This window comes from Glycomyces tenuis DSM 44171 (assembly GCF_000427885.1).
Taxonomy (GTDB): Bacteria; Actinomycetota; Actinomycetes; order Mycobacteriales; family Micromonosporaceae; genus Glycomyces; species Glycomyces tenuis.
In genome coordinates, this window is record NZ_ATYW01000005.1 from 126,971 (window position 1) to 153,403 (window position 26,433).

Consider the following 26,433-nt stretch of genomic DNA (forward strand, 5'->3'; position numbering starts at 1 on the left):
CTCGGGTCCTCATCTGGAGGCGGGAGCGGAGCTCCCGCGGCTTTGGGGTGCGGGCGGGGCGACGACGGGCGTGGGCGCCAGCACGACCTGGTCGACGTGCTCGCTCAGGATCCGCCGGGCCTCCTCGTCGAGGCGCGCGTCGGTGACGATGACGTCGGCGTCGGAGAGGGCCGCGATGGTGGCGATCCCGACGACGTCGAACTTCGTGTGGTCGGCGACGACGACGAGCCTGCGGCCCTTCTCGGCGAGGGTCGCGACGGTCTCGGCCTCGAGCAGGTTCGGCGTGGTGAACCCGGCGCGGGCCGACATGCCGTGGACGCCGAGGAAGACGGTGTCGACGTTGACCCGCTCGAGCGAGGCGACCGCGAACGGCCCGACCAGGGCGTCCGAGGGGGTGCGGACGCCTCCGGTGAGGATCACGGTCTGGTCCGAGCGGCCGGAGCGGTAGAAGACGTCGGCGACGGGCACCGAGTTGGTGACCACGGTCAGGTCCGCGACGTCGGTGAGCCGGTGCGCGAGGGTCCACGTCGTGGTCCCGGCGGACAGGGCGATGGCCTGGCCGGGGCCGACGAGGCCGGCCGCGGCCTCGGCGATGGCCTCCTTCTCGGCCTCCTGGCGGACCTGCTTGACGGCGAAGCCGGGCTCGGAGGTGGAGCCGAAGTCCACCGCGGTCGCGCCGCCGTGGACCTTGGCGACCAGTCCGCGCTCGGCCAGGGTCTCCAGGTCGCGTCGTATGGTCATGTCGGACACGCCGAACTCCTCGACGAGCTCGGCCACGCGGACCGCTCCGGTCCGGTGGACGCGCTCGGCGATCCGGCTCTGTCGCTGCTGCGCCAGCATCTTCGGTGGCTCCTTCGCTTCGAGAGCAGAATACTCAAGATCCAACACAATTAAACATCACTTTGGCCCGTCCCGCAATACCGGGTGGCCGCGTGTCGGGCCCGGATGACAGAATCGAGCCATGACCACCGCAGACAGCAAGCCCCGGGTCTTCTCGGGGATCCAGCCCACCTCGGACTCATTCCACCTCGGGAACTACCTGGGCGCGCTGCGGCAGTGGGTGGCACTCCAGGAGACCTCCGACGCGTTCTACTGCGTCGTCGACCAACACGCGATCACCGTCAGCCATGACCCCAAGGTATTGCACCAGCGCTCCCGGACCTCGGCGGCGCAGCTGCTCGCGCTCGGCGTCGACCCCGAGCGCTCGGCGCTGTTCATCCAGTCCCAGGTGCCCGAGCACGCGCTCCTGAACTGGATCCTCGGCTGCGAGACCGGCTTCGGCGAGGCCTCCCGGATGACCCAGTTCAAGGACAAGTCCGCCAAACAAGAACGCACAACCGTGGGCCTGTTCACCTACCCGGTGCTCCAGGCGGCGGACATCCTGCTCTACCAGACCGACCGGGTGCCGGTCGGCGAGGACCAGCGCCAGCACCTCGAGCTCAGCCGCGATCTGGCCGCGCGCTTCAACAACACCTACGGGCGGACGTTCACCGTCCCCGAGGCGTACATCCTCAAGGAGACGGCCACGATCAAGGACCTCACCGAGCCCGAGAAGAAGATGTCGAAGTCGTCCTCGGGCCCGCGCGGGTGCCTCAACCTGCTCGACGAGCCGAACCAGATGCGCAAGAAGATCAAGAGCGCCGTCACCGACTCCGAGGCGGAGGTCCGCTACGACGCCGAGAACAAGGCGGGCGTCTCGAACCTGCTCGTCGTCTACTCGGCGCTCAGCGGCACCGCGATCGACAAGCTCGAGGACGAGTACCGGGGCAAGGGCTACGGCGACTTCAAGTCCGACCTGGCCGAACTCGTCGCCGAGAGCCTCGAGCCGATCGCCCGGGCCACCCGCGAGTACCTCGACGACAAGGCCGAGCTGGACCGGCTCCTCACCAAGGGCGCCGAGAAGGCCCGCGCCGTCGCCTCGCGCACACTCGCCAAGGCGTACAAGAAGGTCGGCTTCTACCCCCCAGTGGCGAACTAGCGGGGACGGGTCAGTGGACCGGTCGGGGGACGGGGCGTCCGAGGACTCCGTCGACGCGCTCGGCCTGGGGCGGGGCGTGACCGTCGGCGTGGCGATCCCCGTGCCGCAGCCGTGGCGGCGGAAGCTCGACAGCGCCCGCATCGCCTCGGGCGACGAGCTCGGCGGCGTCGTGCCCGCGCACCTGACGCTGCTCGGCCCCACCGTGATCGGGGCCGACTCGCTCGGCCCCTTCGAAGACCACCTGGAGGACCTGGCCGCGAACATGCGGCCGTTCGAGCTGCACCTGCGCGGCACCGGCTCGTTCCGGCCGGTCACCGAGGTGGTGTTCGTGGCCGTCGTCGACGGGATCGCGGTGTGCGAGCAGCTCGAGTCGGCGATCCGGAACGGGCCCATCAGGCCCAGGGAGCCGCGGTTCCCCTACCACCCGCACGTGACGGTGGCGCAGGACGTGGGCAAGGAGGCGCTGGACCGGACGTTCCGGGCGCTGGTGGACTTCGAGGCGCAGTTCGAGGTCGACTCGTTCACGCTCTACACGCACGGCACGGTCGACAGCCCGATCGGGACGGCGACGCCGTGGACGCCCAAGCGCGTGCTCCGCTTCCTCGCGGGGTAGCGGTGCGGGGCTAGTCGAAGTCGAACAGCTCGTCGAAGAAGTTCCGGCGGCGGCGCTTGCGGTAATGCCGGTCGTCGTAGCGGCGGCGGTCGTCGTAACGCCGGTCGTCATAGTGGCGGTCGTCGTAGTACGGGTCCCGGCCGTAACCGGGGGGCGGCGGTGGCGGCGGTGCCGCCGCGGCACGCCGGTTGAACGCCACCTCGCCGTCGACGAGGTGCTCCAGTTCTCCCTTGTCGAGGAAGATGCCGCTGCATTCGGTGCATTGGTCGACCACGACGCCGTTGCGCTCGTAACGCCGCATCAAATTATGACATTTCGGGCACAGCATATCCATGCTGCCAAGATACCGGCCGTCACGCCGTGTGACCAGCTTCAATACGCGCTGGGCAGCACCACCGACGCGGGCCGCGGCCGCTCAAATATGTAAGAAAGCTGACTAAAGCGATTCTTCCGTCGACATCGGGGCATGGTCCGTGAAAGCGTCACGGTGTCGTGGGCCACCCCCACGGCATGACATCGAATGGGAGAGAAACAGTGAAGCGATTCCTGATGGCGCTCATGGCCCTTGGCGCGGGGCTGGCGCTTTCCGCGACGTTCGCCGCCTCCGCCTCCGCCGCTCCGTCCGCGTCTGCGGAAACAGCCGACGCGACCGCGGCCTGCTCGGCAGTGGCCGAGGAGAACCGGTCCGTCTGGGCCTCACCGGGCACCGCGGACGGCACGGTCGGCGCCGTCGTCGCCGGCCGGACGTACACCGCCGAATGCTCGCTGGTCGAAGGCGAGTCCTACACCGCCTGCGGGTCGACCACCGACCTGTGGGCCTATGTGAACTACGCGGGCGACGAGTGGGGCTACCTGCCGAACTCCTGCCTCAGCTGGGCCTCCTAGCACCGACGCGGCGGCGCGGCCCCGGTCGAGAGAACTCGACCGGGGCCGCGCCGTGCTGCTGCCTCCCGCACTTCCCGCCTCAGTGGGGCTGCGTTTTTGCTTCACCCACTTCCTTCGTCAGTGGGTACTGCGCCTTTAGTGGGTGAAGTGCCTCGTCCCGGTGAAGTACATGGTCACTCCGGCCTGCTTCGCGGCGGCGATGACCTCTTCGTCGCGGACCGATCCTCCAGGCTGGACGACGGCCTTCACTCCGGCTCCGGTGAGGATCTCCAGCCCGTCGGGGAACGGGAAGAACGCGTCGGAGGCAGCCACGGCGCCCTTGGCGCGGTCGCCCGCCCGCTCGACGGCGAGCCTCGCCGAGTCGACCCGGTTCACCTGGCCCATGCCGACGCCGACCGAGGCGCTCCCCTGCGCCAGCAGGATCGCGTTCGACTTGACCGACCGCACCGCCCGCCACGCGAACTCCAGGTCCGCGAGCGTCGCCTCGTCGGCGGGCTCGCCGGTGACCAGCCGCCACTGGGCGGCGGCGTCACCCTCGGCGTCGATCCGGTCGGGGCGCTGCGCGAGCACGCCTCCGGAGATCGGCTTCAGCTCCAGCCGCGACGGCTCCCAGGCGGGCGCGCGCAGCAGCCGGATGTTCTTCTTCTTCGTCAGCAGCTCCACGGCCTCCTCGCTGAAGGCCGGAGCCACGACGACCTCGGTGAAGACCTCGGCGATCTGCGCGGCCGCCGCCGCGTCGATCTCGCCGTTGGCGGCGATGACGCCGCCGAAGGCGCTCACCGGGTCGCACTCGTGGGCGCGGCGGTGCGCCTCGGCGATCGAGGCGCCCACGGCGATGCCGCAGGGGTTGGCGTGCTTGATGATCGCCACGCACGGCTCGGCGAAGTCGTGCGCGGCCCTCCAGGCGGCGTCGGCGTCGGTGTAGTTGTTGAAGCTCATGGCCTTGCCGTGCAGCTGCTCGGCCTGCGCGAGCCCCGCCGGGGCGAGCGGGTCGTCGTAGAGCGCGGCGCCCTGGTGCGGGTTCTCGCCGTAGCGCAGGTCGGCGAGCTTGGCCGCCGGAACGGCGTGGAAGTCGGGGAGCGCCTCGTCCCCGGCCTGCTCGGCGAGCCAGGTCGCGACGGTCGCGTCGTAGGTCGCCAGGTGCGCGAAGGCCTTGGCGGCGAGGCGGAGCCGCTGCTCGGCGGTGGTGCCGCCCGCGTTCGCGGCGGTGCGGATCCACTCGTAGTCGGCCGGGTCGACCACGACCGCGACGTTGGCGTGGTTCTTGGCGGCGCCGCGGACCATCGAGGGCCCGCCGACGTCGATCTTCTCGACGATGTCGTCGAAGCCGGCGCCGGAGGCGACGGTCTGGGCGAAGGGGTAGAGGTTCCCGACGAGCAGGTCGAAGGCCTCGATGTCGAGCTCGGCGAGCTGCTCGCGGTGCGAGCCCTTGCGGACGTCGGCGAGGAGCCCGGCGTGGACCTTCGGGTGGAGGGTCTTGACGCGGTCGTCGAGGATCTCTGGGAAGCCGGTGAGGTCTTCGACCTTGGTCACCGGGATGCCGGCCTCGCTGATGCGGGCCGCGGTCGAGCCGGTGGAGACGAGCTCGACGCCTGCGGCGTGGAGGTCTGCGGCCAGTTCGACGACGCCGGTCTTGTCGAAGACCGAGACGAGGGCTCGCCTGATGGGTTTGGGCTGCGCGGACACGGATGCGTCACTCACGGAATGCTGCTCCTGGATCGTTGAATGACTGCGGCCCAGGCGTTCGACCGCAGTAGCAGGTTCAGCAGTGCCGCTCCCCGGTGGTGCTCCACCTGCGAACGTCTCCAGGGTCTCCCCTCAACAACGAGCTGCCCGGTCCGTGCCACGGGAGACCTGCGCTGTCGACGTCCTGCGCCAGTCGCGACGCTTCGAGGCTAACACGCCGAACCGATCCCGGACAGCGGCGGCCGAGCGACCCGTGCAAGTGAACCGCCGTCACCCGCTCGACCGGACCGGTGCGGGCGCTGCGATCTGCCGATTCCGCCACCAGGGCCGGGAGGCGAGCGCGGCGAGGACCGCGCCGAGCGTGTTGAGCAGGACGTCGTCGACCGAGGCGACCCGGCCGGTGCCGAACAGGTACTGCGCCGCCTCGACGGCGAGGCAGCCCGCGGCGGCCCCGAGCGCGACGGCGCCGGGCCCGATGCGGAAGCGGATCGGGGTGAAGAACCCGGCGGCGGCGAACAGCATGAGGTTGCCGACGAGCTGCTCGACGATCGTGCGCGGGTCGGCGGCGGCCAGTTCGGCGAGGTCGACCAGCGGGACGAGCTGCACGGCCCCTTCGCCGTCCCTCGGGGTGAGCACGAGCAGCAGCCACGGCAGCGTCCCGGCGACGGCGCCGACCTCGGCGATCGCATCGCGCCAGCTCTCCCTCCGCTCGCGTCCGGCGCGGATCCTGAACGCGGCGATCGCCCACACGAGCAGCGCCATCAGCGGCAGCAGCGCGATCGAGACGACGACGGTCGCCGATTCGAGGGCGTTGATCGCCAGGGGGTTCGAGGGGTCCATGCGGGGTCTAGCCGAGGCGGACCCGGCGGCCCTCGACGGCCCAGCCGTCGCGGACCATGCGGCCGACCGAGTCGACGAGCTGGGCTCGCTCGGCCTCCTTGATGCGCTCGGTGAGGTCTTCCACGGTGTCGTCGTCCTCCACCGGGACGGCGGTCTGGGCGATGATCGGGCCGGTGTCGACGCCCGAGTCGCAGATGAACAGGGTCGCTCCGGCGAGTTTCACGCCGGCGGCGAGCGCCTCGCCGGGGCCGTTCATGCCGGGGAAGGCCGGCAGCAGCGAGTTGTGGGTGTTGATGTAGCGCCCGGGGAAGGCCTCCAGGAAGCGCGGGCCGCACAGCTTCAGGAACCCGGCCGAGACGACCAGGTCCGGCCCGTAGGACGCGACGGTCTCGGTGAGGGCGGCGTCCCAGGCGTCGCGGTCGGGGTAGTCGCGGACCTTGCGCACGAACGTGGGGATCCCGGCGTCCTCGGCGCGCTTGAGTCCGAGCGTGCCGTCGCGGTCGGCGCCGACGGCGGCGATCCGGGCCCCGTATCCGGGGTCGCGGCAGGCGTCGATGAGCGCCTGGAGATTGGAGCCGGAGCCGGAGACGAGCACGACGAGCGGCTTCGGCGAAGCCTGCGAGCCGTCGGTCGGAGCAGTGGTCACATCAGTACCGTAACGCGTCGTCGCGGCTCGGCGCCGGTTCGGGGATGACGACCGTGTCCCTGCGCACCAGCTCGGATTCGGCGGCGCGGCGGTGGACGGCGAACAGGCGCGCCACGAGCGCGGCGCCGACCAGGCCGATGAGGATCTGGACGCCGCCGAAGGCCGCCACCTTCCACGCGTCGGGGCCGATCTCGGCGAGCAGATCGGTGCCGGCGGCGCCGCCGGAGAGCCACGCCAGGGCGGCCAGGAGCGCGGCGGCGACCGCCGCGGCGAGGATCGCGGCGGTGGTGACGCGCGGGACGCGCAGGTCGGGCGAGCGGTACGTCAGCAGCACCCCGAACACGGACGCGAGCATCAGCGGGAGTCCGATGAGGATCGTCGCGGAGGCGGGGAGCGGACCGGCGGGGACGGCCGCGAAGACCGGGAACGCCGGGAGCGGCCCGAGCTCGACGAGTTCGGCCTGCACCGCGGTGCCCGTGCCGACGGCGAAGCCGGGCCCGCACAGGTAGGCGACGGCCCAGACGGCGAGGTTCGGCAGGTAGAGCAGGCTGAGCAGGGCCACGGCCCAGGCGTCGGAGCCGTAGAGCGCCAAGGTGTCGGCCACGGCGGAGCCGCGCACGGCGAAGGCGACGCCGACGGCGGCCGAGCCGAAGGCGAGCAGGGCGCCGACGACGAGCGATCCGGTGCGCACGCCGCGGCGCAGCCACACCGAGGAGCGGTCCCAGGGGAGCACGCCCGCTTCGCGGGCGGCGCCGAAGGCGGTGGCGGCGACGGCGAACGGCGCGGTCCAGGCGAGGGTGCGCGGCACCGAGACGGCGAACGGCCCGATGGAGACGAGCGCCGCCACGCCCGCGGTGAGTCCGATATAGAGGATCGAGACGGCTCCGGCGGCGGCCCGGACGGCGGCGGCGTCCTTCCCGCCGATCGCGCGCGTTGTCGCGGCGGCGGCCTTGGCGAGCCGCCAGGCGAGGACGGCGGTGATCAGCAGCGGGGTGACCGTCAGGTGGAGTCCGCCGATGTCGACGCCGGCGCCGTGCCCGGCGATCCAGGCGACTCCGGCGGCGGCGACCACGGTGGACACGTCGCCGACGCGCCCGGCGAGCCACCACGCGAGGATGACCAGGACCAGGATCGGCGTGTAGACGACGGTGGCGCACCACAGGACGGTGGCGACCGCCGAGGCGAGCAGGGCGCGGGGCCGACGGGGGCCCGCCGGGCGCTTCGCGGGGTCGACGGCCACCGTGTCCCGCTGCGCGGCGGCGGACGTGTGCGCTCGCTCCTTCACGCCGATCAGTCTGTCATAGGACGGCTCGGGCGGTGGGCACCAGCGCTGCCGCCGGAACGCCCGATGCGAGTCCCCCGCCCTCGCACGGCGAATGCGAGGATGGGTCGGCAGACGCGGCCGCGCGGTGCGGCCGGGCGAGAGAGTGGAGACTGACATGGAGGGTCCCGGCGACTTCTTCGCGACGGCCGAGGCGTACGAGGTGGTGGACGGCGATACGTTCCGCGCCGTCATCGGCGGCGAGAAGACCCGCGTGCGCATCATGGGGATCAACTCCCCCGAGTCGGGCGGCTTCAGGGCCGAGGAGGACTGGGGCGCCGAGGCGAAGGCGTACGCCAAGCGCAAGCTCGAGGGCCGGACCGTCCACTTGTTCACCGACCCGGGCGACCCGGCCTACGACCAGTACGACCGGCTGCTCGCGCACGTGGTCATGGAGAACGGCATGAACTACGCCGTCCTCGCCGTCGCCGAAGGCATGGCGCACACCTACATCCTGCGCCACCAGGAACTGGTCATCGGCGACACGCTCCGCAAGGCCGAGCGTCTCGCGAAGGCCGAGAAGCGCGGCATGTGGGCCTCCCCGGCTCTGGACTAGGCCGGCTCCGGCCGTGCTCGTTCGCGACGCCGCGCCTCAGAGACCGTATCGTCGGCCTTGTTGCTCACGGCCTGAGGCCGCTCTTGGGGGGTTGATTTCGTAGATCGCACCCCTGAAGATCACTCCGAGACTCCCATGTAGCGCTGAATCGCGAGCATTTCGGCGCGGTCATCGGGGTCGTTGGCGAGTCGTTCGGCATCCTCGCGAGCCTGCTTGATCAGTTCGTCGCGATAGGTGTGCAACAGTGCGTAGCGGACCGCCTCGGTCTTGGTGCGGCCCTTCGCGGTCAGCGCTTGGAGAGCCTTCTCCGTCGCCTCGTCGGTGCGTATGTTGAGCGTTGGCACGGCCATATTCTGTCACGGCTCGCCGACGCCGCAAATTCCACGAACAATCCGGCTCCGCGTATCAGCGCTCAGGCGCTCTCGAGGTAGCGCAGGACCGCGGCGACGCGGCGGTCGGTGTGGTCGTCGGGGGCGAGGTCGAGCTTGAAGAAGATGTTGCGGATGTGCTTGTGGACGGCGTTCTCGGTGATGAACAGCCGCTGCGCGATCGCGGCGTTGCCCAGGCCCTCGGCCATGACCGACAGGACCTCTTTCTCTCGCGGGGTGAGCCGCTCGAGCGGGTCGTCGCTGCGGCGCTGCGCGAACAGCTGCGCGACGACCTCGGGGTCGATGGCGGTGCCTCCCGCCGCGACGCGCTGGAGCGCCTCGACGAAGGCGTCGACACGGCCGACGCGCTCCTTGAGCAGGTAGCCGACGCCTTTGGCGCCTTCGGCGAGCAGGTCGGTCGCGAAGCTCTCCTCCACATAGGCCGACAGGACGAGGACGGCGAGCTCGGGGTGGGCGCGGCGCGCCTCGACCGCGGCCTTGATGCCCTCGTCGGTGTGGGTCGGCGGCATCCGGACGTCGACGACGGCCACGTCGGGCCGGTGCTCCTCGACGGCGGCCAGGAACGCCTCGGGGCCGCCGGTGGAGGCGACGACGTCGAAGCCCTCCCCGCGCAGCACCAGGCCCAGGCCCTCGCGCAGGAGGGTGTCGTCCTCGGCGATCACGATCCGCATGGCAGCTCCACTCTGATCTCTGTCGGCCCGCCGGCCGGGCTGGTCACGGTCACGTCGCCGTCGTGGGCCTCGACGCGGCGGCCGATCCCGGCCAGCCCCGAGCCGTTCGCGGCGTCGGCGCCGCCGCGGCCGTCGTCGGTGACGCTCACATGGAGGCGGCCGCCGCGCAGGCGCACCTCGACTTCGGCGCGGCTCGCCCGGCTGTGCTTGGCGACGTTCGTCAACGACTCTGCCACGACGAAGTAGGCGGTCGCCTCGACACTGGCCGGGCAGCGGTCCGGAACGTCGACGGTGACCTTGCACGGCACCGAGCAGTCCGAGGCGAGGGCGCTCAGCGCCCCTTCGAGGCCGCGGTTCTCCAGCACGGGCGGCAGGATCGAGCGGACGACGGCGCGCAGCTCGGCCAGGGCGTCCTCGACGGTGTCCTGGGCGCGGGCGAGGATCTCGTCGGCGCGCTCGGGGTTGCGCTCCACCTCGCGGCGGGCGGCGCCGACGAGGACGGCGACGCCGACGATGCGGTTCTGGGCGCCGTCGTGCAGGGCCCGCTCGATGCGGCGCAGCTCCACGGCGTGCGCGTCGAGCGCGGCGGCGCGCGTGGCGGTGAGCCTGGCGACCCGCTCGGAGAGGTCGGCGTCCGGGTCGGGCCCGAGGAGGTTGACGCCCGGCCGGGCCTGGAGCTCGCACAGCTTCGGGGCGCCGATGAGCCACAGCGCGAACACGGCGACGCCCGCGATGGGCCCGATCATCGCGGCGCTCCACGTCGCGGCCTCGACGGTGCCGTTGAGGATCTCCTGCTGGTCCGGGCTGATGGTGGTCCACCAGATCGGGTAGGTGATGTCGCGGACGGCCGTGAACGGCAGCTGGATGGCGACGATGCCGACGATCAGACCCCAGGTGGCGTGCATGAACAGCCACGACAGGTCCCGGCGCGTCTCCGGATCGGCCAGGGCTCCCCGCAGCGAGGGCTCGGCTTCGACGTCGGGCCCGTGGTAGGGCGATTCGATCTCGTGACCGAGCCGCCGCAGGCGGCTCCGTTCGAGGTCGGCCAGGCGCCGCACCCAGCGCAGCATCGGCAGCGCCATCGGGCGGCCGACGCGCACGAGGGTCAGCACGGCCGTGATCAGCAGCAGCGGGAGGGTGTAGAGCGCGAGGATGCCGATGGCGGCGCCGTAGACGGCGTAGCCGGTGCTGCGCAGTGCCTCGCGCGGCACCCGCCTGTCGTCGCTCACGACAGCGTTCAGCCTGCTCATCGGACTCCCCCTCCGTCCGATCCAAACGCTACCCGGGGGCCTGCCGGTCCGTCGGTACAGCGAACTGTACCGGTGGCCCTACCGCTGGCCCCACCTCCGTTTCACCAGGTAACGGCATTGGGCGGCAAGGCATTCCGCCATACGGTCGAGTCATGTCCGCAACGACCTTCGGAAGGGGTCACGATGACCGACCGATACCGCCTCGGTGAACCGCCGCCGAGCGCCGACCCCGAGACGCGGCCCGCCTCGAACGGCACCGACATGCTGCTGTGGATCGTCCTGGTCCTCGCCCTGGCCCTCAACGGCGCCCTGTCCCTGGTCGGGCTCGACCTGCTGGGGGCCCCGTTCGGCCTGGTGGCGCTCTTCTGCGGCGTCACGCTGCTGATCCGCTACTTCCAGCGGAGGAAGTGACGATGCCGACGCTGCAACAGCCCAAGACCGCGCTCCGCGAGGACCCCACCAGGCCCGCCGCGCTGCTCATGCGGGAGGTCACGAAGACCTACGACGGCGCGGTCACCGCGCTGGACCGCGTCTCACTCCAGGTGCCGCGCGGCTCGTTCCTGGCCGTCATGGGTCCGTCCGGTTCGGGCAAGTCGACGCTGCTGCACTGCGCGGCCGGTCTCGACTCGCCAACCGGCGGCGAGGTCTACATCGGCGGGACCGCGATCGGGCCGCTGAACGAGACGAAGCGGACGATGCTGCGCCGCGACCGGATCGGCTTCGTCTTCCAGTCCTACAACCTGCTGCCGTCACTGACGGTGGAGGAGAACATCACGCTGCCGCTGCGCCTGTCGGGCGCCTCGGCCGACCGGCGGTGGCTCGGCGAGCTGGTGAAGCGGGCCGGCCTGGGCCGGATGCTGCGCCTGCGGCCCGGGGACCTGTCGGCCGGGGAGCAGCAGCGCGCCGCGATCGCCCGCGCGCTGGCGGGGCGGCCTGAGGTCGTCTTCGCCGACGAGCCGACCGGCGCGCTCGGGCCCGAGGCCGCCGACGAGGTCCTCGGCCTGCTGCGTGAGCTGGTCGACGAGTTCGCCCAGACGGTCGTCATGGTCACCCACGACCCGAACGCCGCCGCGCACGCGCACGCGACCGCGGTGATGGCAGGCGGCCGGATCGACCGGTACTTCGCGCGGCCGACCGCCGCCGAGCTGGCCCGGAGCCTCGTCCGCCAGGGCGCGCCGTAGGGGCCGCCCGTGGAAGGCGGCCCCTGTCGAAGGTGTCGGTGCGGTCAGGCGGTCTCGGGCAGCACCCGGCGGCGGCTCAGCAGCGCCGTGGCCGAGGCCAGGAGGCCGATCACCGCGACGGTGGTGACGAGGTAGAGCCCGGGCCGGTACTGGGCGATGCCGGTGGCGGCGCCGCCGGAGATCAGGCCGGTGGCGATCGCCAGGACGATCGCGCCGCCGATCTGGCCGGAGGTCTGGACGAGCCCGGAGGCCAGCCCCTGCTCGTCGTCGTCGATGCCTTCGGTGGCCTGGACCATGACCGAGGAGAAGCCCAGCGCGAAGCCGACGCCGAGCAGCAGGAAGCTCGGCAGGTAGTCGGTGAGGTAGGCCGGCTCGGGGCTGCCGCCGCGGAGGATGAACCACACGTAGCCGAGGACGAACGAGGTCATCGACGCGATGATCATCGGGGTGGTGCCGAAGCGGTCGATGAGCCGCCCGGCCAGCGGCGACAGGAACGCCACGATCACGCCGGCGGGCGCCAGCGCGAGCGCCATCCGCAGCGGGCCCCATTCGAGCGTGTTCTGGAGGTACAGCGACACGATCGTCTGGAAGCTGAGGTAGGAGCCGAAGATCGCCAGGGCGGCGAGGTTGGCCCGCACGATCGACTTGACCTTGAGGATGCTGAGCCGCACCAGCGGGTGGCGGACCCGGTTCTCGGCGACGAAGAACGCGCCGAGCAGGACGACGGCGGCGGCGGCCGTGGCGGTCACGAGCGGGGTGAAGCCGGTCTCGGGGGCCGTGACGATCGTGTAGACCGCGGCGAGCATGCCGCCGGTGAGCAGGGCCGCGCCGACGAAGTCGACGCTGCCGCGTTCCCGCTCCCGGTCGCGGGGCACCACGAGGAAGGCGGCGACGATGACGGCGGCGACGACCGCGACGGGCGCGTAGAAGGTCAGGCGCCAGTCGACGCCGGTGAGGAACCCGGAGACGATGAGCCCGGAGGCGTAGCCGGTGGCGCCGAAGACGGTGAAGATCGACAGCGCCTTGTTGCGGTCGTGGCCTTCCTTGAAGGTGGTCGTGATGATCGACAGGGCGGCCGGGGCGGTGAAGGCGGCGGCGACGCCCTTGACGATGCGGCTGGCGATGAGCAGCGCGCCGTCGTCGACCATGCCGCCGATCAGTGAGGCGAGGCCGAAGACGACCAGAGCGGCCAGGAAGACGCGGCGCCGCCCGAAGAGGTCGGCGGCCCTGCCGCCCAGCAGGAGCAGGCCGCCGTAGCCGAGGATGTAGCCGTTGACGATCCACTGGAGGCTCGCGGTCTCCAGGCCGAGTTCGGCGCCGATGGAGGGCAGCGCCACGCCGACCATGGAGACGTCGAGGGCGTCGAGGAACATCGCCAGTCCGGCGACGAAGAGGATGGCCCAGAGCTTGGGGCCCCAGCGGCTCGGGGCGTGCGCCGGGGTGTGGCCGAGGCGGGTGGGTTCGGTTTCGGTGAGTGTCACGACGGTCAAATTACATGCTCGTGCATTGGATGTCAACGCATCAAATGCATGGACATAAAATGTCTTGACATGGTAATCTCCTGGTCATGGACCCTGAATCGGATCAAGACGTATGCACCAAGTGGTCTACGACACTTCGCGTGTACCACGACACGTCCTCCGAGCTGGAGCACGAGCTCCAGTCCCGCCACGGCCTGGGGCTCAGCGAGTTCGAGGTGCTCCAGATCCTCGCGGGCCGCTGCCGCGTCGAGTCCGGGCACAAGGTCAAGATGAAGGACCTCGAGGCGGAGATGTACCTGAGCCAGAGCGCCCTGTCCCGCACCGTCACGCGCCTGGAGAAGTCCGGGCTGGTGGGCCGGGCCGCCTGCGACTTCGACCGCCGCGCCAACTTCCTCATGCTCACGCCCGAGGGCCGCGAACGCTGGGAGGCCGCCCGGCCCACCCACCGGGCGGTCCTCGAACGGCACCTCGCGTGACAGCGCTTCACCTCAATGCTTGCCGAAGTCGGTATTGTGTGACCTGAGAGAAGTCACGACCTGATCCGGCAGGAGTAGCGCTTATGGCTCACCCCGAGAACCAGCAACAGGAAGACGACGACGGCGGCACCTTCAAGCTCAAACCTGGAGCGCAGTCGAAGCCCGAAGCCCCCCAAGGCGAGGAGAGCCTCGACTCGACGATGAAGCTGCGCAAGGCCGGCGGCGCCTCGGTGCCCCCGCCCCCGCCGCCCTCCCCGCTCGGCAACCCCACCGGGCCCTCGAACCCGCAGCCCTCGCCGTTCGCCGAGACCTCGGTCATGCCGCAGTCCGGCGGATCGCAGACCGGCTTCCAGCCGGCCACCCAGCCTCCCGGCCAGTCGAACCCGCTCGGCCAGCCGACCCCGCCGCCGCAGCAGCAGGCCCAGCAGCAGTACGGGCAGCAGCCCTACGGCCAGCAGCCGCCCCCGGGCGGCCAGTACCCGCCGCAGCAGGGCCACATGCCCCCCGCCCAGCAGAGCGGCCCCGGCGGCGCCCCCAAGGCCCTGCAACGGGTCGGCATGCTCGCCATGATCTCCGGTGTCGCCGGTATCGTGTGGGCGCTGCTCGGCTTCTTCACCGGCGAGTTCGGGCTCATCGTCAACGCGGTGGTCTACCTGGTCACCTCGGCCGTCGTCCTGGGCATCTCCTTCGCGCTGCCCCGCGGCGTCCTCAAGAGCAAGCGGTGGCGCCAGTACGCCGTCGGCATCTTCGGCGCCCACGGCCTCATCGGCCTGATGTGGATGCTGGGGTCCATGACCTCCAGCACCCCGGCCTGGTTCCTCGCCGCGGGCTGGCTGCTCATCGCCATCGTCGTCGGCGCGGTCGCCTACGGCATCTTCCTGATCCTCAAGGACCCCGAGATCCGCAACTGGTTCGAAGGCGCCCCCGCCTCGATCCACCACACCGCCGGCGGGGCCGTGCCGCCGCCCACCGCGCCCGGCCAGCCGGGCTCCTACCCGCCGCCCCCGGGCTACCCGCAGCAGGGCCAGCCGGGACAGCAGCCTCCATACGGCCGGTAGCCTTTGCGCTCCGGCCCGTCGCGACTAAGCTCACTCGTATGACGGCCGCGGCAGCCACGGCGACACCGTGGCGCCGCTCGACGGCCCCCGCGGCGACACCCGCGGAGCCCGGATCGGCACTGGTGCCGCGGCCGCAGACGAGGAGGTCACTATGTCTGCATCGCGCGCGTCGAACAACGGTGCGCCCGTCCGGGTGGTCGTGGCGAAGGTCGGGCTCGACGGGCACGACCGAGGCGCGAAGGTCGTCGCTCGCGCGCTGCGCGACGCGGGCATGGAAGTGATCTACACCGGTCTGCACAATTCGCCGGAGCAGGTCGTGGCGACGGCGTTGGCCGAAGACGCCGACGCGATCGGATTGAGCATTCTCTCAGGCGCGCACATGACGCTGTTCCCGCGAGTGCTGCGGCTGCTCGACGAGGCGGATGCGCGCGACATCGTCGTGTTCGGCGGCGGCATCATTCCCGACGAGGACGCCGAGGCGCTGCGCGAAGCCGGGGTGGCCGCGACCTTCGGACCCGGCGCCTCGACTCAGGTGATCGCCGAATGGGTGGCCGAGCACGTCGGCCGCGCCGAAAGCGACGGCGCCGCAAGGGAGAGCAGCGCCTCCGCGGGCTGATCACACCGCCTGGAAAAAATATTTCGACGGGCCCGTAACCGCCCGCGAACAGCCTCGTTTTATTAGTGTCGGACGCAGTGAAAGCGGCGCGAGACGCATCGGAGAGCGAGGCGAGAGCCGCCGCTCATCGGTACAGCAGGGCTCACAGAGCCATGCCACAAACTGCCGATGCCCTGTCGATTGAGGGGTGGCGATAGGGCATCGTGCCTAAAGGGAATCAAGCCTTTGAGGGGTGGGCTTGATTCCCGACTAAAAGGGGACCGGACGCCTGAGGGGTGCGTCCGGTCCCCGCTCATCTGCCCCCGAGTGCGAATCCCCCGCAAGTTCGGCGGCATCGCCGACTCGTCTCGGCGCAGTGCTGTCGGGGAGTTCACTCCGTCACTTTCACGCTGTGCGATCTTCGATCTCGTCACACCGGTGCACCGCCACGCCTCCGCACCGCCCGCCCGCGCGTTACGCTGCGCTAACGGGCACCTGACAGATGCTCCGGCCCGCGGGGCCCGGCCGCCGAGTCGCGGCGCGGGGAACCGCCCGGTCGAGCCAGGCGACCCGGTCAAGGAAGACTAGCTAGTGGAGCGGACTCTACAGTGGATCTGTACGAATACCAGGGCCGCGCGCTGTTCGCCCGGCACGGTGTGCCGGTACTGGACGGCGGTGTCGCCACCACCCCGCAGGAGGCCGTGGAGCTCGCTGAGCGCCTCGGTGACCGGGTGGTCGTCAAAGCGCAGGTGAAAGTGGGCGGGCGAGGCAAGGCGGGCGGCGTCAAACTCGCCGACACCGTCGCCGAGGCCGAGACCCACGCCACGAACATCCTCGGCATGGACATCAAGGGGCACACGGTCGAGAAGGTCATGCTGACCGTCACGGCCGACATCGACTCCGAGTACTACTTCTCCTACCTCCTCGACCGCGCGAACCGCACCTTCCTGTGCATCGCGTCCACCGAGGGCGGCATGGAGATCGAGGAGGTCGCCAAGACGGCCCCCGAGAAGGTCGTCAAGACCCCGATCGACGCCGGCGTCGGCGTCACGCCGGAGATCGCCGGCCAGATCGCCGACCAGGCCGGGTTCCCGGTCGACCTGCGCGACCAGCTCGTCGACATCTTCGTCAAGCTGTGGGACGCCTTCGTCGCCGAGGACGCCACCCTGGTCGAGGTCAACCCGCTGGTCCGCACCCCCGAGGGCAGGGCGCTCGCGCTCGACGCGAAGGTCACCCTCGACGAGAACGCGGCATTCCGGCACCCCGAGCACGCCGAGTTCGAGGACAAGTCCTCGGTCGACCCGCTCGAGCAGCGCGCCAAGGACGCGGACCTGAACTACGTCAAGCTCGACGGCCACGTCGGCATCATCGGCAACGGCGCCGGCCTGGTCATGTCGACCCTCGACGTCGTCGCCTACGCCGGCGAGAAGCACGGCGGCGTCAAGCCCGCCAACTTCCTCGACATCGGCGGCGGCGCCTCGGCCGCCGTCATGGCCAACGGCCTCGAGGTCGTCCTGTCCGACCCCCAGGTCAAGAGCGTCTTCGTCAACGTCTTCGGCGGGATCACCGCCTGCGACGAGGTCGCCAACGGCATCATCGGCGCGCTCCAGATGCTCGCCGACCGCGGCGAGGACGTCACCAAGCCGCTCGTGGTCCGCCTCGACGGCAACAACGCCGAGGTCGGCCGCAAGATCCTCGCCGACGCGAACCACCCGCTCGTCACCGAGGTCGACACGATGGACGCCGCAGCCGACAAGGCCGCCGAGCTCGCGAACCAGGAGGCATAGGCAATGGCGATCTTCCTCACCGAGAACAGCAAGGTCATCGTCCAGGGCATGACCGGCTCCGAGGGCATGAAGCACACCCGCCGCATGCTCAAGGCGGGCACGAACGTCGTCGGCGGCGTCAACCCGCGCAAGGCCGGCCAGAAGGTCGACTTCGACGGGCAGAGCCTGCCGGTGTTCGCCTCCGTGCAGGAGGCCATGGCCCAGACCGGCGCCGACACCTCCGTGGTGTTCGTGCCCCCGGCCTTCTCCAAGGCGGCCGTGGTCGAGGCGATCGACGCCGAGATCGGCCTGGTCGTGGTCATCACCGAGGGCATCCCGGTGCACGACTCGGTCGCGTTCTGGAACTACGCGCAGGCCAAGGGCGGCAGGACCCGCATCGTCGGCCCGAACTGCCCGGGCATCGCCAGCCCCGACAAGTCGAACGCCGGGATCACCCCGGCCGACATCACCGGCTCGGGCCCGATCGGCCTGGTCTCCAAGTCGGGCACGCTGACCTACCAGCTCATGTACGAGCTGCGCGACATCGGCTTCTCGACCTCGGTCGGCATCGGCGGCGACCCGGTCATCGGGACGACCCACATCGACTGCCTCAAGGCCTTCGAAGAGGACCCCGAGACCAAGGCGATCGTCATGATCGGCGAGATCGGCGGCGACGCCGAGGAGCGCGCCGCGGACTTCATCAAGGCCCACGTGACCAAGCCGGTCGTGGCCTACATCGCGGGCTTCACCGCGCCTCCGGGGAAGACGATGGGCCACGCGGGCGCCATCATCTCCGGTTCGGCCGGGACCGCCGAGGCGAAGAAGGACGCCCTCGAGGCCGCCGGGGTCAAGGTCGGCAAGACGCCGAGCGAGACCGCGAACCTCATGCGCGAGATCGTCAAAGGTCTCTAGCGGACCACAGGACGACAAGGCCGGGCGGCGAAGCCGCCCGGCCTTGTCGTTCCGCGGCATAGAGATACGATCGGTTTCTTCGTATCAGGAAACACCCACCCGACGGAGGAACCATGTCAAACATCCCTGTGGTGACCACCGGGACCAGTCTGGCTCAGAACATCTACGGGACGATCGCCGGCGACGACCGGCTGACGTCCGCCGCCGCGATCCCCGGGGAGATCTTCGGCCTCGCGGGCGAGGCGCTCATGGCGATCAAGGATCCGGTCTACGCGCTCTCGGCGGCCGGGCTCAGCATCGTCCTGGAGCTGGTCGAACCGTTCAACGACGCGATCGAGGCGGTCTCCGGCTCCCCCGGCGACATGGAGCGCGCCGAGACCGCCTGGGGCGAGGTCGCCCAGTCCCTCAACACCCTCTCCAGCGACACCGCCGCGGTCGTCAGCGGCAACACCACCCAGTGGCAGGGCGCGGACGCCACCGCCGCCACCGAGCAGCTCAACGCACTGGCGGCGGCGATCGCCGCCGCGGGCAACGAGGCCTCGAACGTGCAGCGGATCGTCTCGTGGTGCCGGATGCTGGCCGAGGCCATCAAGGCGGTCATCGAGTCGATCCTCGCCGAGCTGGTGTCGTGGCTGATCACCCGCGGGCTCGCCGCCCTGGCGACCGGGCCGTGGTCGTTCGGCGCCAGCGTCGCGGCGTTCATCACCGCGGCGTTCTACAAGGCGACCTCGATGTTCCTGCGCGTCATGAGGAAGTTCGAGTCGGCCACGGGCATCTTCGGCAAGATCATGAACGTGCTCGTCACGCAGGGGCTCAACCGCAAGGGTCCCTTCCACACCCGCGCGGGCCAGATCTTCGGCGTCCGCGACGGCGCGGACTACACACTGTGGAAGGGCGTGCTCCTCAAGGCGGGCATCGGCGGCGGGCTGAGCCTGACGGGGAACGTCGGGGACGCGGCCACGAACCTGATCGGCATGGTCACCGGGCCTTCGGGCGGCGGTGGCGGTGGCGCGGGCGGCGGCGCGATCAACGTCGACCTGGACGAGCTGGACTCCTTGCAGTCCGAACTGGACGGCATGCGGGGGCAGGCCGAGCCGATCCACGCCAAGGCCTCCGAGACCATGGCCGAGGAGATGACGTGGGGCGTGCCGGGCATGCTCGGGCTCGAAGGGCATTACACGTCCACGTGCGAGGGCCTCGACGAGGCCATCGGCGAGATCGTGTCGGCCTTCGAGGGCCAGGCCATGCGCATCGGCGAGTGCCGCGCCGACCACGAGGCCGCCGACGCCGAGGCCGCCGACGCGCTGAACAAGCTGCTGAGCGAGTTCTGAGCCGTGTCCGGCCGCGATTACGACCTGCGCGAGGACGCACGCAGCCTCATCGCGGGCCAGTGGCTCCGGGACGGCGAGCGGCTGCGGACCTTCGCGCCGACCGGGCGCGGGAACTACCGGTCCGAGATCCGCGGCTACCCGTCGTTCGCGTGGCGGGCCTTGACCGTCGCGGGATGGTCGGCGCTGAAGCTCGTGAGCCCGGTGGGCATCGTGACCGGCGGCGTGCCGTACTGGAACGAGATCCGGCGCTTCGAGGGCGAGCCGCCGCCGGTGGTCGCCTTCGGGGAGGGCAGGCGGTGCCGGGCCGCCGAGGTCCTCGGTTCCGGCCCGCACCGGAGCGGAGTCTGGGCGCTCTCGCACGAGCGCTTCGGCTTCGCCGCCGACAAGCGGCAGGGGGAGCCGCACCCGAAGGCGCTGAAGCGGGCCGGGGACACGTTCGTGGTGCTGGAGAACGTCATCGACGTGCCCTCGACGGAGTTCGACTTCGAAGGGCAGGTGGAGCGCGGCTCGCGCGGGACCGTGTACCTGCGCATCCGCTTCCACGACGGCTCGGGGGTCGACGTCCGCGGCAGGCGCTCCGAGTAGCGGAGGGGGAGGCCGGAGCGCTCACCGGCGCACGGGAAGCGCGCAGGGCCGTCCGGGAGACCGGGCGGCCCTGCGGTGTTCCGTCAACGGTGGCGCACTCGCATCCCGGTCACTGCGGCAGGGAGTCCCAGTGAGGGTCGGGGGCGGGAGCGGACCAGATCGGGTCCTCGGCCGTGCCGTCCACGCTGGTCCAGACGGGGTCGGGGGCCGGGGCGGACCAGATGGGATCGGGAGCCGGGGAGGACCAGGTGGGGTCCTCGGCCGGGCCGTTCGCGGCGGCGGCGAGGCCCGCGAAGGCCAGCGCGGCGGCGGCCGTGGCGATCATTTTGCGTCGCATGAAGGTGTTCCTCTCGATTCGATGGAATTCCTGCCCACGAGACACCCGAGCCGCTCGATCCGTGACATCCTCTTCGCGGCGATTTCAGACGCCCGGCTTCGGCAGTGGCCCGCCGAGGCGGCATATTCCATCGAAACACGTTGCAACACAACGGATTACATAAAAGTCTCCTCAGATCACGAGCACGGCCCGGGATGGCGCGATGGAGTTCGTTGAGACCGACATCACCACCGGGCGGCTGGCATGCCCCTCACCGGCGGCCGGAGACGGGTCACGGCGTGCCGACACGGCTTCCCCGATCATCCGGCCGCCGAATGGGCCAGCGCCCAGAAGAGGGGCACCCTTCGAAGGGCAGAGGACGGCAAAACGGCCACGACCGCAAGCGGTCGTGGCCCGTGGAGTTCGTGGGAGCTGTCAGGCCGCGCTTGCTGCGCGGAGCAGGCTCGTGAAGTCATCGGCGGCGAGGTCGAAGACCGGCGAGTCGTGGCCGAGCTTCGAGTCGCGGACCTGGAAGCCGGTGGCTGCGGTGCGAGCCTCGACACAGTTCGTATTGTTGGTGCCGCTGCTGTAGGTGCTCTTGCGCCAAGTCTGGCGGCACTCGACGCAGTTTGGGTCGTTGTTGCCGCTGCTGCGGGTGCTCTTACGCCAAGCGGTCGCGCTCTGCATCGAGAAATTCCTCCAGAGGTGTCGCACGAAGCCAGTTCGGCTTGATCGATTCATGGTACAACTTCACCCGCTTCGGCTCCTCAAGACACCAACTGCGATCACGGATCTCGGTGTAAACGAAGGCTGGCCCGGCGGTTGGGCTGCCGCTCGGCAAGAAGATCTCGTACCCACTACCGAGCGTGTCAGGGCCTGGCATGATACGGATCTCCCAGCCAGGTCGGTTACTGCACTCACGAAGAAAGTCAAGCTGTTCTTGACGCCCATCCGGGTCCATTGCGCGCAGCCATAGGAAAGCGGCCTCCCCGATGACGATGTTCAGCTCAAACGTGTCGGTGCGGTTGAGGATTCCCTGAACACGCCGCATTTTGGATGCCCAACTGAGTTCGGCGACTTCATCGCTGGTGCCATCGAGTGGTTGAAGTGCCTTGAAGTGGAAGTCTCGTGTCTGCACAATGCCTGGCAGGATGTTAGGCCACCACTTGAAAAGTTGCCGGAAGTGCAGGTCCCCCTTCCTCAACATGAGCATGTTGAACCTGGCATCGGCCTCCAAGACCCGCAGGTCGGCCTTCTTGTTGCGCACGACCTGCTGCATGTACAGCATCGCTTCCTCATCGCCGTCGCCGTAGTGCGCGAAGAACTCCCGCGCGTCGCCCACCGTCGGTTGTCCCGAGCCCTTGCGCCAGTTCGCGATCGTCTGGGGCGAATAGTCGAGCCGTGCGGCGACTTCCGCATCCGATGCCCCGTGTGCGTCCATGCGGTCGATGAGTTCGGCCCGGACATACCAATCCGACAGCGACTGTCGCGCCATGAGAGATACCCCGCATTCGGTGGGAGGACTGCTGGTGGTCACACATGATGGCATGTGACGGCGACTTGCGAAACCCCCGCTGCGCCTCTATGGAGAATGGACCCAAGGATTTTGGCCAAATTTTTTGGCTCAAGATTTTGACACCTCCCGCTCCCCTATGAAGTAGCGTCTCGTGTCCCCTTGCGACCTGCGAAAACGCCGCTTAGATTGAGTTCAGCGCAAGCACTTCCATACGGCTTGCGACAGGTGGGGAAGGCCCGGGAGTCGTCGTGTCGGAAAGTCGACACGCGACTTCCGGCACATTCACTACAGCAGTTAAATTGCGAACCGATCGCATCGAGGTGGGGACACGGAAATGACCAGAACATCCATACCGGACTCAATTGAGCGCGGAACGTTCTCGGACGGCGCCCGCACTTTCTCGGTCCGCGCCTCCTCCGAGGACGTACCGGACTCGTTCCAGGTCTACGACGCCGAGAGCGTGGCCGAAATCGTCCTGGTCGTCTCCGGGATCAACTCGGGCACCCTCAAGGCCACCTGGGGCCTCAACTGGATCACCGCCTCCGAGGAATGGCGCGAATGGTGCGAGGCCGAGGCGTTCATGGTGTTCTACAACGGCACCAAGCCCGCCGTGGGCAGAGTGCGGGTCTGCAATGGCTGAACGACCCGACCCGAGCGGCCCCGAGCCGATCGAACCCGACGGGGCCTACCTCGGCGAGTTCCGCCGCGGCCCGGCGATCTTCACCGTCTTCCGCATCGCCGTCAAACCCGACCGCTACCGCGTCATGTGCTCGGACGGCAACGGCCCCGGCCCCGTCTGCGTCTTCGCCGACCAGCCCGGCTCCGAACCGCGCTGGCACGGTGCCTGGAACGGCGACGAGTGGTGCGCCTGGATCGAGGCCGAGGCCCGCAAGGTCATCGAACGCTTAGCGACTCGGGTGCGGCGGCGGGCCGACCGTTGTCGTCGTTCGCAGCCTTCACAGCACCTCCCGCTGTGCCGCCGCACCCGACCCCATGTCCTCGCGCGGCGACCCCCAGGGCCGCGGCGAGGGCCCGCGGGCCGGTCGATCATGGTGGAGATCGACCGGCCCGCCTCCGCTCCCCCGGCCGCTTCGGCAGGTCGGGCGAGGAGCCGCCCCTTCGCCGCCGGGCCGGGGTGAGCGGGTTCACCCCGCCCTGCCGGCGTTCGGCCTTGACCCTGACGCGGCCGGAGGCTTCACGATCGGGGCATGAGCGAATACACCAGCCCAGTACCGCCCGCCGGCCCGGACACACCCGCTCCCGAGCCGTACCGCGAGTTCTATCCCATGCCGATGTTCGTCAACATCCCCACCGCCGACTTCGCCGCGTCGAAGGACTTCTGGATGCGCGGGCTCGGCTTCATCGACCTGTTCTCGATCCCCGACCAGCTCACGCACCTGCGGCGCTGGGCCTTCCAGGACGTCCTCCTGGTGCCCGGCGAGCCGGCCGAGGAGGCGCCCGCGATCAGCGTCAGCTTCGCGTGCGTCATGAACGAGGTCGACGGCATCGCGGCCCGCTGCGAGGAGATCGCGCCCGGCTCCGTCACCGGACCGGCCGAGACGCCGTGGAACACCATCGACGCCACGATCGTCACCCCCGAAGGGGCGCGGGTCGTGATGACGGCCGCCAAGCCGCTCGACCGCGACGGTGAGAAGGGTGCCGCCATGCGCGAGATGGGCTTCGACTTCGTATGACGGTCCAGGCGGTCCTCGGCGGCGAGGGGCGCGACAATGGGCCGATGCCCGCGTATGAATCGGCCGCCTCCGAGGGCCTCACCGTCGGCCAGGCGGCGGCGCTGGTCGGGGTCAGCGTGAAGACCTTGCACCACTGGGACGAGATCGGCCTCGTCCGCCCCGGCAGCCGCACCACCGCCGGGTACCGGGTGTACTCGGGCGAGGACATCGCCCGGGTGCACCGGGTCCTGGTCTACCGCGAGCTGGGGTTCGAGCTCGCCGCGATCGGCCGGCTCCTCGACGACCCGGACGTCGACGCGCGCGAGCACCTGCGTCGGCAGCGCTCGCAGCTGCTGGAGCGCATCGGCCGCCTGGAGCACATGGTCGGCGCCGTCGACCGCATGCTGGACGCCTCGCGCCGCGGCCTCCTGCTCACGCCGCGGGAGCAGGTCGAGATCTTCGGCGACCAGTGGCGGCCCGAGTGGGCCGAGGAGGCCGAGCGGCGCTGGGGTGACACCGCGCAGTGGCGGCAGTACGCCGAGCGGGCCGCCACGATGTCGCCGCTGGACTGGAAGGGGCACGCGGCCGACGTCGACGCCCTGAACGCCGAGCTGGCCGCGGCCGTGCGGGCCGGGCTCGCGCCCGGCTCCGAGCGGGCGGCGGCCCTGGCCGAGCGGCACCGGCGGCAGCTCTCGGCGTACTTCGACTGCACGCACTCGATGCACGTCTGCATCGGGCGCAGGTACGTCGACGAGGCGGGGTTCGCCGAGTACTACGACGCGATGGCGCCGGGGCTGACGCGGTGGCTGCGCGATGCGATCTTCGCGAACGCCAGGGCCCACGGCGTCGACCCCGAGACCGCCGTCTGGGAGTGAGCGGCTCTCCCCGCCGCGCGGCCCGCTATTGCGCGCAGGCCACCTTCCACAGGAAGCCGTCGGGGTCGGTGAAATGCCCCGAGTAGCCGCCCCATTCCTGTTCCACCGCAGGTGTGGCGATCCGGCCGCCGGCGGCGTCGGCCCGCTCCATGAGGGCGTCGACATCGGCGCGGGAGGCGGCCGTGCGGTTGAAGGCCACCGCGCGGAAGCCGGCGCCGCCCTCGTCGGCGCCGACGTCCTTCGCGAGCGCCGCACGCGTCATCAGGCCGAACCGGCACGTCCCGGCGGCCGGGAGGAAGTCGATGTACTGGTCGCCGTAGTCCCGGTCGGTCGTCATGCCGAGGGTCTCGTAGAAGGTCTTGGACCGCTTCGGTTCGGCGACGCCGAGGAGCGCCGCGGTCTCGGTCGGCACCGGAGGCTCCCCCGCGGGGCCGGTGTCCTTCTTGGTGGGCGCCGAGACCTTCCAGATCGAGCCGTCCGGCGCCTCGAAGACGCCGGAGAAGGCGCCGAACAGCGCCTTCTTCGCGGGTTTGAGGACCTTCGCGCCGTGCCGCCCGGCGGCCTCGACCACGGCCTCGACCTCGCTGGGCTGCTTGAGGACGTACGAGACGACGTAGCCGCGGAATCCGGACGGGGCGCCTTCGGCGCCCGCGTCGGCGGCGAGGTTCTCGGTCCCGTACAGGCCGACATGGCCGGTCCCGTGCATGTCGAGGTCGACCCATTCGCCGTAGTCGGCGACGAGGGGTGCGAGCACCCCGGTGTAGAAGTCGTGCGCGGCCCGCACATCGGGCGTGCCGAGCGTGATGACGTCGAGCGAGAGCATCGTGTTCGTTTCCATAATGGCCACGCTACGGCCGTCGGCGGGCCGGTGCTTCTCGATTCCTGATCGATGACGGAACGGCTGAAAGGCCGGAGTGACGCGCTCAAGGGACACCGGCGGCCTCCCCGGGGCACTAGGATGGCGCGATGGAGTTCGCGGAGATCGTCATCGCCACCGAGCGACTGGAATTCCCCGCGCTGGCGGCCGGAGACGGCCCCGTCGTGGTGTGCTGGCACGGATTCCCCGACCATCCGGCCACCTTCGGGCCGCTCGCCGAGCGCCTCGCGGCGGCCGGGCGCCGGGTCGTGGCGCCGTTCCTCCGCGGCCACCACCCCGCGCACGCCGACGCCATGGCCTACGCCGACGGCCTCACACTGGCCGCGGACGCCGCCGCCGTGGCCCGCGCGCTGAACCCCGAAGGCGTCGACATGATCGGCCACGACATCGGAGCCGGCATGGTGGCCCGCACGGCCGCGGCCTGGCCGGAGCTGGTGCGGAGCGCGGTGACCATGGCGGTGCCGCCGCCGGCGGCCGTGACCGGCATGTTCGACGACCCCGCCCAGCTCAAGCGGCTGTTCTACATGTGGCTGTTCCAGGTGCCCGGCGTCGCCGAGATGACGCTGAACCGGAAGCTCGTCGACTACCTGTGGGCGACCTGGTCCCCCGGCCTGGACCCCGGCGGGCATCGCGAGCGCGTCCACGCCGTGTACGAGGACGCCGCCTTGGCGGCCAACGCCTTGCGGATCTACCGCGCCAATTTCGACACCTCGCTGCACGACCCGGGCCTCGCCGAGCTGGCCGCGACCACCGAGGAGCCGGCCTCGGTCCCCATGATGGTGCTCGCCGGGGCGGAGGACGGCTGCATACCGCCGTCCGCCTTCGCCGACGCGGAGGCCGGTCTGGCGCCCGGCTCCAGAGTGGAGACCCTGCCGGACGCGGGGCACTTCATGCACCTCGACCGCCCCGACGAGGTCGCGAGGCTCGTCCTGGAATGGCTGCGGTGATCCGCTGAC

32 protein-coding genes and 1 riboswitch are annotated in these 26,433 nt (G+C 70.5%); of the genes, 18 read left to right on the forward strand and 14 right to left on the reverse strand.

The annotated features are described in order from the left end of the window. Window positions 1–9: 9 nt before the first annotated feature. Window positions 10–840: a DeoR/GlpR family DNA-binding transcription regulator gene (locus YWW_RS29345; protein WP_051325587.1), complete on the reverse strand. Its 831-nt coding sequence runs from the start codon at window positions 838–840 to the stop codon at window positions 10–12. Window positions 841–961: 121 nt separating this feature from the next. Here YWW_RS29345 and trpS point away from each other — a divergent pair, with 121 nt between their 5' ends. Both trpS and YWW_RS29350 read left to right on the forward strand, forming a co-directional pair. Next, on the forward strand, window positions 962–1,978 hold the full coding sequence (gene trpS / locus YWW_RS0109365; RefSeq protein WP_026929918.1) for a tryptophan--tRNA ligase: 1,017 nt from the start codon (window positions 962–964) through the stop codon (window positions 1,976–1,978). A gap of 13 nt (window positions 1,979–1,991) precedes the next feature. Beyond that, the gene (locus tag YWW_RS29350) at window positions 1,992–2,591 is read left to right on the forward strand and encodes a 2'-5' RNA ligase family protein (protein ID WP_245595386.1); all 600 of its coding nucleotides are present in this window, start codon (window positions 1,992–1,994) and stop codon (window positions 2,589–2,591) included. A 10-nt stretch (window positions 2,592–2,601) separates the two neighbouring features. On the opposite strand, the gene YWW_RS0109375 is transcribed toward YWW_RS29350, so the two are convergent. Further along, window positions 2,602–2,892 (reverse strand): TFIIB-type zinc ribbon-containing protein, encoded by a 291-nt coding sequence (locus tag YWW_RS0109375; protein ID WP_245595387.1) that lies wholly within the window; start codon window positions 2,890–2,892, stop codon window positions 2,602–2,604. Between the two features lie 233 nt (window positions 2,893–3,125). Between YWW_RS0109375 and YWW_RS33945 the strand changes: the two genes are divergently transcribed. Beyond that, window positions 3,126–3,476, forward strand: coding sequence for a hypothetical protein (locus tag YWW_RS33945; RefSeq protein ID WP_051815581.1), 351 nt, complete (start codon window positions 3,126–3,128; stop codon window positions 3,474–3,476). 135 nt (window positions 3,477–3,611) lie between these two features. On the opposite strand, the gene purH is transcribed toward YWW_RS33945, so the two are convergent. The 4 genes from purH to YWW_RS0109400 form a co-directional block, all read right to left on the reverse strand. Beyond that, window positions 3,612–5,177 carry a bifunctional phosphoribosylaminoimidazolecarboxamide formyltransferase/IMP cyclohydrolase gene (gene purH, locus YWW_RS0109385; protein ID WP_051325588.1) on the reverse strand — a complete coding sequence of 522 codons (1,566 nt, stop codon included), beginning with the start codon at window positions 5,175–5,177 and terminating at the stop codon, window positions 3,612–3,614. Window positions 5,178–5,203: 26 nt separating this feature from the next. Then, a riboswitch (ZMP/ZTP riboswitch) is annotated at window positions 5,204–5,369 on the reverse strand. A gap of 63 nt (window positions 5,370–5,432) precedes the next feature. After that, window positions 5,433–6,002, reverse strand: a complete 570-nt coding sequence (locus tag YWW_RS29355; protein ID WP_051325589.1) for a VanZ family protein — start codon at window positions 6,000–6,002, stop codon at window positions 5,433–5,435. A 7-nt stretch (window positions 6,003–6,009) separates the two neighbouring features. After that, complete coding sequence (purN, locus tag YWW_RS0109395) at window positions 6,010–6,648, reverse strand: phosphoribosylglycinamide formyltransferase (RefSeq protein WP_051325590.1); 639 nt, start codon at window positions 6,646–6,648, stop codon at window positions 6,010–6,012. A gap of 1 nt (window position 6,649) precedes the next feature. Further along, window positions 6,650–7,933, reverse strand: coding sequence for a cell division protein PerM (locus YWW_RS0109400; RefSeq protein ID WP_026929923.1), 1,284 nt, complete (start codon window positions 7,931–7,933; stop codon window positions 6,650–6,652). Between the two features lie 154 nt (window positions 7,934–8,087). Here YWW_RS0109400 and YWW_RS29360 point away from each other — a divergent pair, with 154 nt between their 5' ends. Next, complete coding sequence (locus tag YWW_RS29360; protein WP_051325591.1) at window positions 8,088–8,525, forward strand: thermonuclease family protein; 438 nt, start codon at window positions 8,088–8,090, stop codon at window positions 8,523–8,525. A 119-nt stretch (window positions 8,526–8,644) separates the two neighbouring features. Here the strand turns inward: YWW_RS29360 and YWW_RS0109410 are convergent, their stop codons facing one another. The 3 genes from YWW_RS0109410 to YWW_RS0109420 all read right to left on the reverse strand — a co-directional run bounded on the left by YWW_RS0109410 (window position 8,645) and on the right by YWW_RS0109420 (window position 10,835). Beyond that, a complete protein-coding gene (locus tag YWW_RS0109410; protein ID WP_051325624.1) occupies window positions 8,645–8,869 on the reverse strand; it encodes a type II toxin-antitoxin system VapB family antitoxin in 225 nt (74 codons plus the stop codon). Between the two features lie 68 nt (window positions 8,870–8,937). Next, window positions 8,938–9,585, reverse strand: coding sequence for a response regulator transcription factor (locus YWW_RS0109415; protein WP_026929925.1), 648 nt, complete (start codon window positions 9,583–9,585; stop codon window positions 8,938–8,940). Then, complete coding sequence (locus YWW_RS0109420; RefSeq protein ID WP_026929926.1) at window positions 9,573–10,835, reverse strand: sensor histidine kinase; 1,263 nt, start codon at window positions 10,833–10,835, stop codon at window positions 9,573–9,575. Before YWW_RS0109420 ends, YWW_RS0109415 begins: the two co-directional genes overlap by 13 nt. 183 nt (window positions 10,836–11,018) lie before the next feature. Here YWW_RS0109420 and YWW_RS29365 point away from each other — a divergent pair, with 183 nt between their 5' ends. Together YWW_RS29365 and YWW_RS0109430 are read left to right on the forward strand one after the other, a co-directional pair. Further along, window positions 11,019–11,246, forward strand: coding sequence for a hypothetical protein (locus YWW_RS29365; RefSeq protein WP_035698305.1), 228 nt, complete (start codon window positions 11,019–11,021; stop codon window positions 11,244–11,246). 68 nt (window positions 11,247–11,314) lie between these two features. Further along, complete coding sequence (locus YWW_RS0109430) at window positions 11,315–12,016, forward strand: ABC transporter ATP-binding protein (protein ID WP_155830088.1); 702 nt, start codon at window positions 11,315–11,317, stop codon at window positions 12,014–12,016. A gap of 44 nt (window positions 12,017–12,060) precedes the next feature. On the opposite strand, the gene YWW_RS0109435 is transcribed toward YWW_RS0109430, so the two are convergent. Further along, window positions 12,061–13,506 (reverse strand): MFS transporter, encoded by a 1,446-nt coding sequence (locus YWW_RS0109435; protein ID WP_026929928.1) that lies wholly within the window; start codon window positions 13,504–13,506, stop codon window positions 12,061–12,063. Window positions 13,507–13,637: 131 nt separating this feature from the next. On the opposite strand from YWW_RS0109435, the gene YWW_RS0109440 reads away from it, so the two are divergent. From YWW_RS0109440 to YWW_RS0109470, 7 genes are all read left to right on the forward strand, one after another. Further along, window positions 13,638–13,973, forward strand: a complete 336-nt coding sequence (locus tag YWW_RS0109440; protein WP_245595388.1) for a MarR family winged helix-turn-helix transcriptional regulator — start codon at window positions 13,638–13,640, stop codon at window positions 13,971–13,973. 83 nt (window positions 13,974–14,056) lie between these two features. Further along, window positions 14,057–15,031: a hypothetical protein gene (locus tag YWW_RS0109445; protein ID WP_026929930.1), complete on the forward strand. Its 975-nt coding sequence runs from the start codon at window positions 14,057–14,059 to the stop codon at window positions 15,029–15,031. 151 nt (window positions 15,032–15,182) lie between these two features. Then, entirely contained in the window at window positions 15,183–15,647 is a 465-nt protein-coding gene (locus tag YWW_RS29370; RefSeq protein WP_051325592.1) for a cobalamin-dependent protein, read from the forward strand. Window positions 15,648–16,234: 587 nt separating this feature from the next. Beyond that, window positions 16,235–17,413 carry an ADP-forming succinate--CoA ligase subunit beta gene (sucC, locus tag YWW_RS0109455; RefSeq protein ID WP_026929931.1) on the forward strand — a complete coding sequence of 393 codons (1,179 nt, stop codon included), beginning with the start codon at window positions 16,235–16,237 and terminating at the stop codon, window positions 17,411–17,413. A gap of 3 nt (window positions 17,414–17,416) precedes the next feature. Then, on the forward strand, window positions 17,417–18,304 hold the full coding sequence (sucD, locus tag YWW_RS0109460) for a succinate--CoA ligase subunit alpha (protein WP_026929932.1): 888 nt from the start codon (window positions 17,417–17,419) through the stop codon (window positions 18,302–18,304). Between the two features lie 113 nt (window positions 18,305–18,417). Then, window positions 18,418–19,635 (forward strand): hypothetical protein, encoded by a 1,218-nt coding sequence (locus YWW_RS0109465; protein WP_155830062.1) that lies wholly within the window; start codon window positions 18,418–18,420, stop codon window positions 19,633–19,635. A gap of 3 nt (window positions 19,636–19,638) precedes the next feature. Then, entirely contained in the window at window positions 19,639–20,220 is a 582-nt protein-coding gene (locus tag YWW_RS0109470; RefSeq protein WP_026929934.1) for a hypothetical protein, read from the forward strand. Between the two features lie 109 nt (window positions 20,221–20,329). Here the strand turns inward: YWW_RS0109470 and YWW_RS0109475 are convergent, their stop codons facing one another. From YWW_RS0109475 to YWW_RS0109485, 3 genes are all read right to left on the reverse strand, one after another. Beyond that, entirely contained in the window at window positions 20,330–20,557 is a 228-nt protein-coding gene (locus YWW_RS0109475) for a hypothetical protein (protein ID WP_155830064.1), read from the reverse strand. 414 nt (window positions 20,558–20,971) lie between these two features. Then, window positions 20,972–21,223, reverse strand: a complete 252-nt coding sequence (locus tag YWW_RS0109480; protein ID WP_026929936.1) for a DUF397 domain-containing protein — start codon at window positions 21,221–21,223, stop codon at window positions 20,972–20,974. After that, window positions 21,198–22,073 carry a Scr1 family TA system antitoxin-like transcriptional regulator gene (locus YWW_RS0109485; protein WP_155830066.1) on the reverse strand — a complete coding sequence of 292 codons (876 nt, stop codon included), beginning with the start codon at window positions 22,071–22,073 and terminating at the stop codon, window positions 21,198–21,200. The genes YWW_RS0109480 and YWW_RS0109485 overlap by 26 nt, the downstream gene beginning before the upstream one ends. A 313-nt stretch (window positions 22,074–22,386) precedes the next feature. On the opposite strand from YWW_RS0109485, the gene YWW_RS0109490 reads away from it, so the two are divergent. The 4 genes from YWW_RS0109490 to YWW_RS0109505 all read left to right on the forward strand — a co-directional run bounded on the left by YWW_RS0109490 (window position 22,387) and on the right by YWW_RS0109505 (window position 24,600). Continuing rightward, window positions 22,387–22,692, forward strand: a complete 306-nt coding sequence (locus YWW_RS0109490) for a hypothetical protein (RefSeq protein WP_026929938.1) — start codon at window positions 22,387–22,389, stop codon at window positions 22,690–22,692. Further along, the gene (locus YWW_RS0109495) at window positions 22,685–23,191 is read left to right on the forward strand and encodes a hypothetical protein (protein ID WP_026929939.1); all 507 of its coding nucleotides are present in this window, start codon (window positions 22,685–22,687) and stop codon (window positions 23,189–23,191) included. The genes YWW_RS0109490 and YWW_RS0109495 overlap by 8 nt, the downstream gene beginning before the upstream one ends. A gap of 69 nt (window positions 23,192–23,260) precedes the next feature. After that, window positions 23,261–23,746, forward strand: a complete 486-nt coding sequence (locus YWW_RS0109500; protein WP_026929940.1) for a VOC family protein — start codon at window positions 23,261–23,263, stop codon at window positions 23,744–23,746. Window positions 23,747–23,790: 44 nt separating this feature from the next. Next, window positions 23,791–24,600 carry a MerR family transcriptional regulator gene (locus YWW_RS0109505; protein ID WP_026929941.1) on the forward strand — a complete coding sequence of 270 codons (810 nt, stop codon included), beginning with the start codon at window positions 23,791–23,793 and terminating at the stop codon, window positions 24,598–24,600. A gap of 25 nt (window positions 24,601–24,625) precedes the next feature. On the opposite strand, the gene YWW_RS0109510 is transcribed toward YWW_RS0109505, so the two are convergent. Then, window positions 24,626–25,438: a VOC family protein gene (locus tag YWW_RS0109510; RefSeq protein WP_211228494.1), complete on the reverse strand. Its 813-nt coding sequence runs from the start codon at window positions 25,436–25,438 to the stop codon at window positions 24,626–24,628. Between the two features lie 128 nt (window positions 25,439–25,566). On the opposite strand from YWW_RS0109510, the gene YWW_RS0109515 reads away from it, so the two are divergent. Then, entirely contained in the window at window positions 25,567–26,424 is an 858-nt protein-coding gene (locus tag YWW_RS0109515) for an alpha/beta fold hydrolase (RefSeq protein WP_051325593.1), read from the forward strand. The last annotated feature ends 9 nt before the right edge of the window (window positions 26,425–26,433 follow it).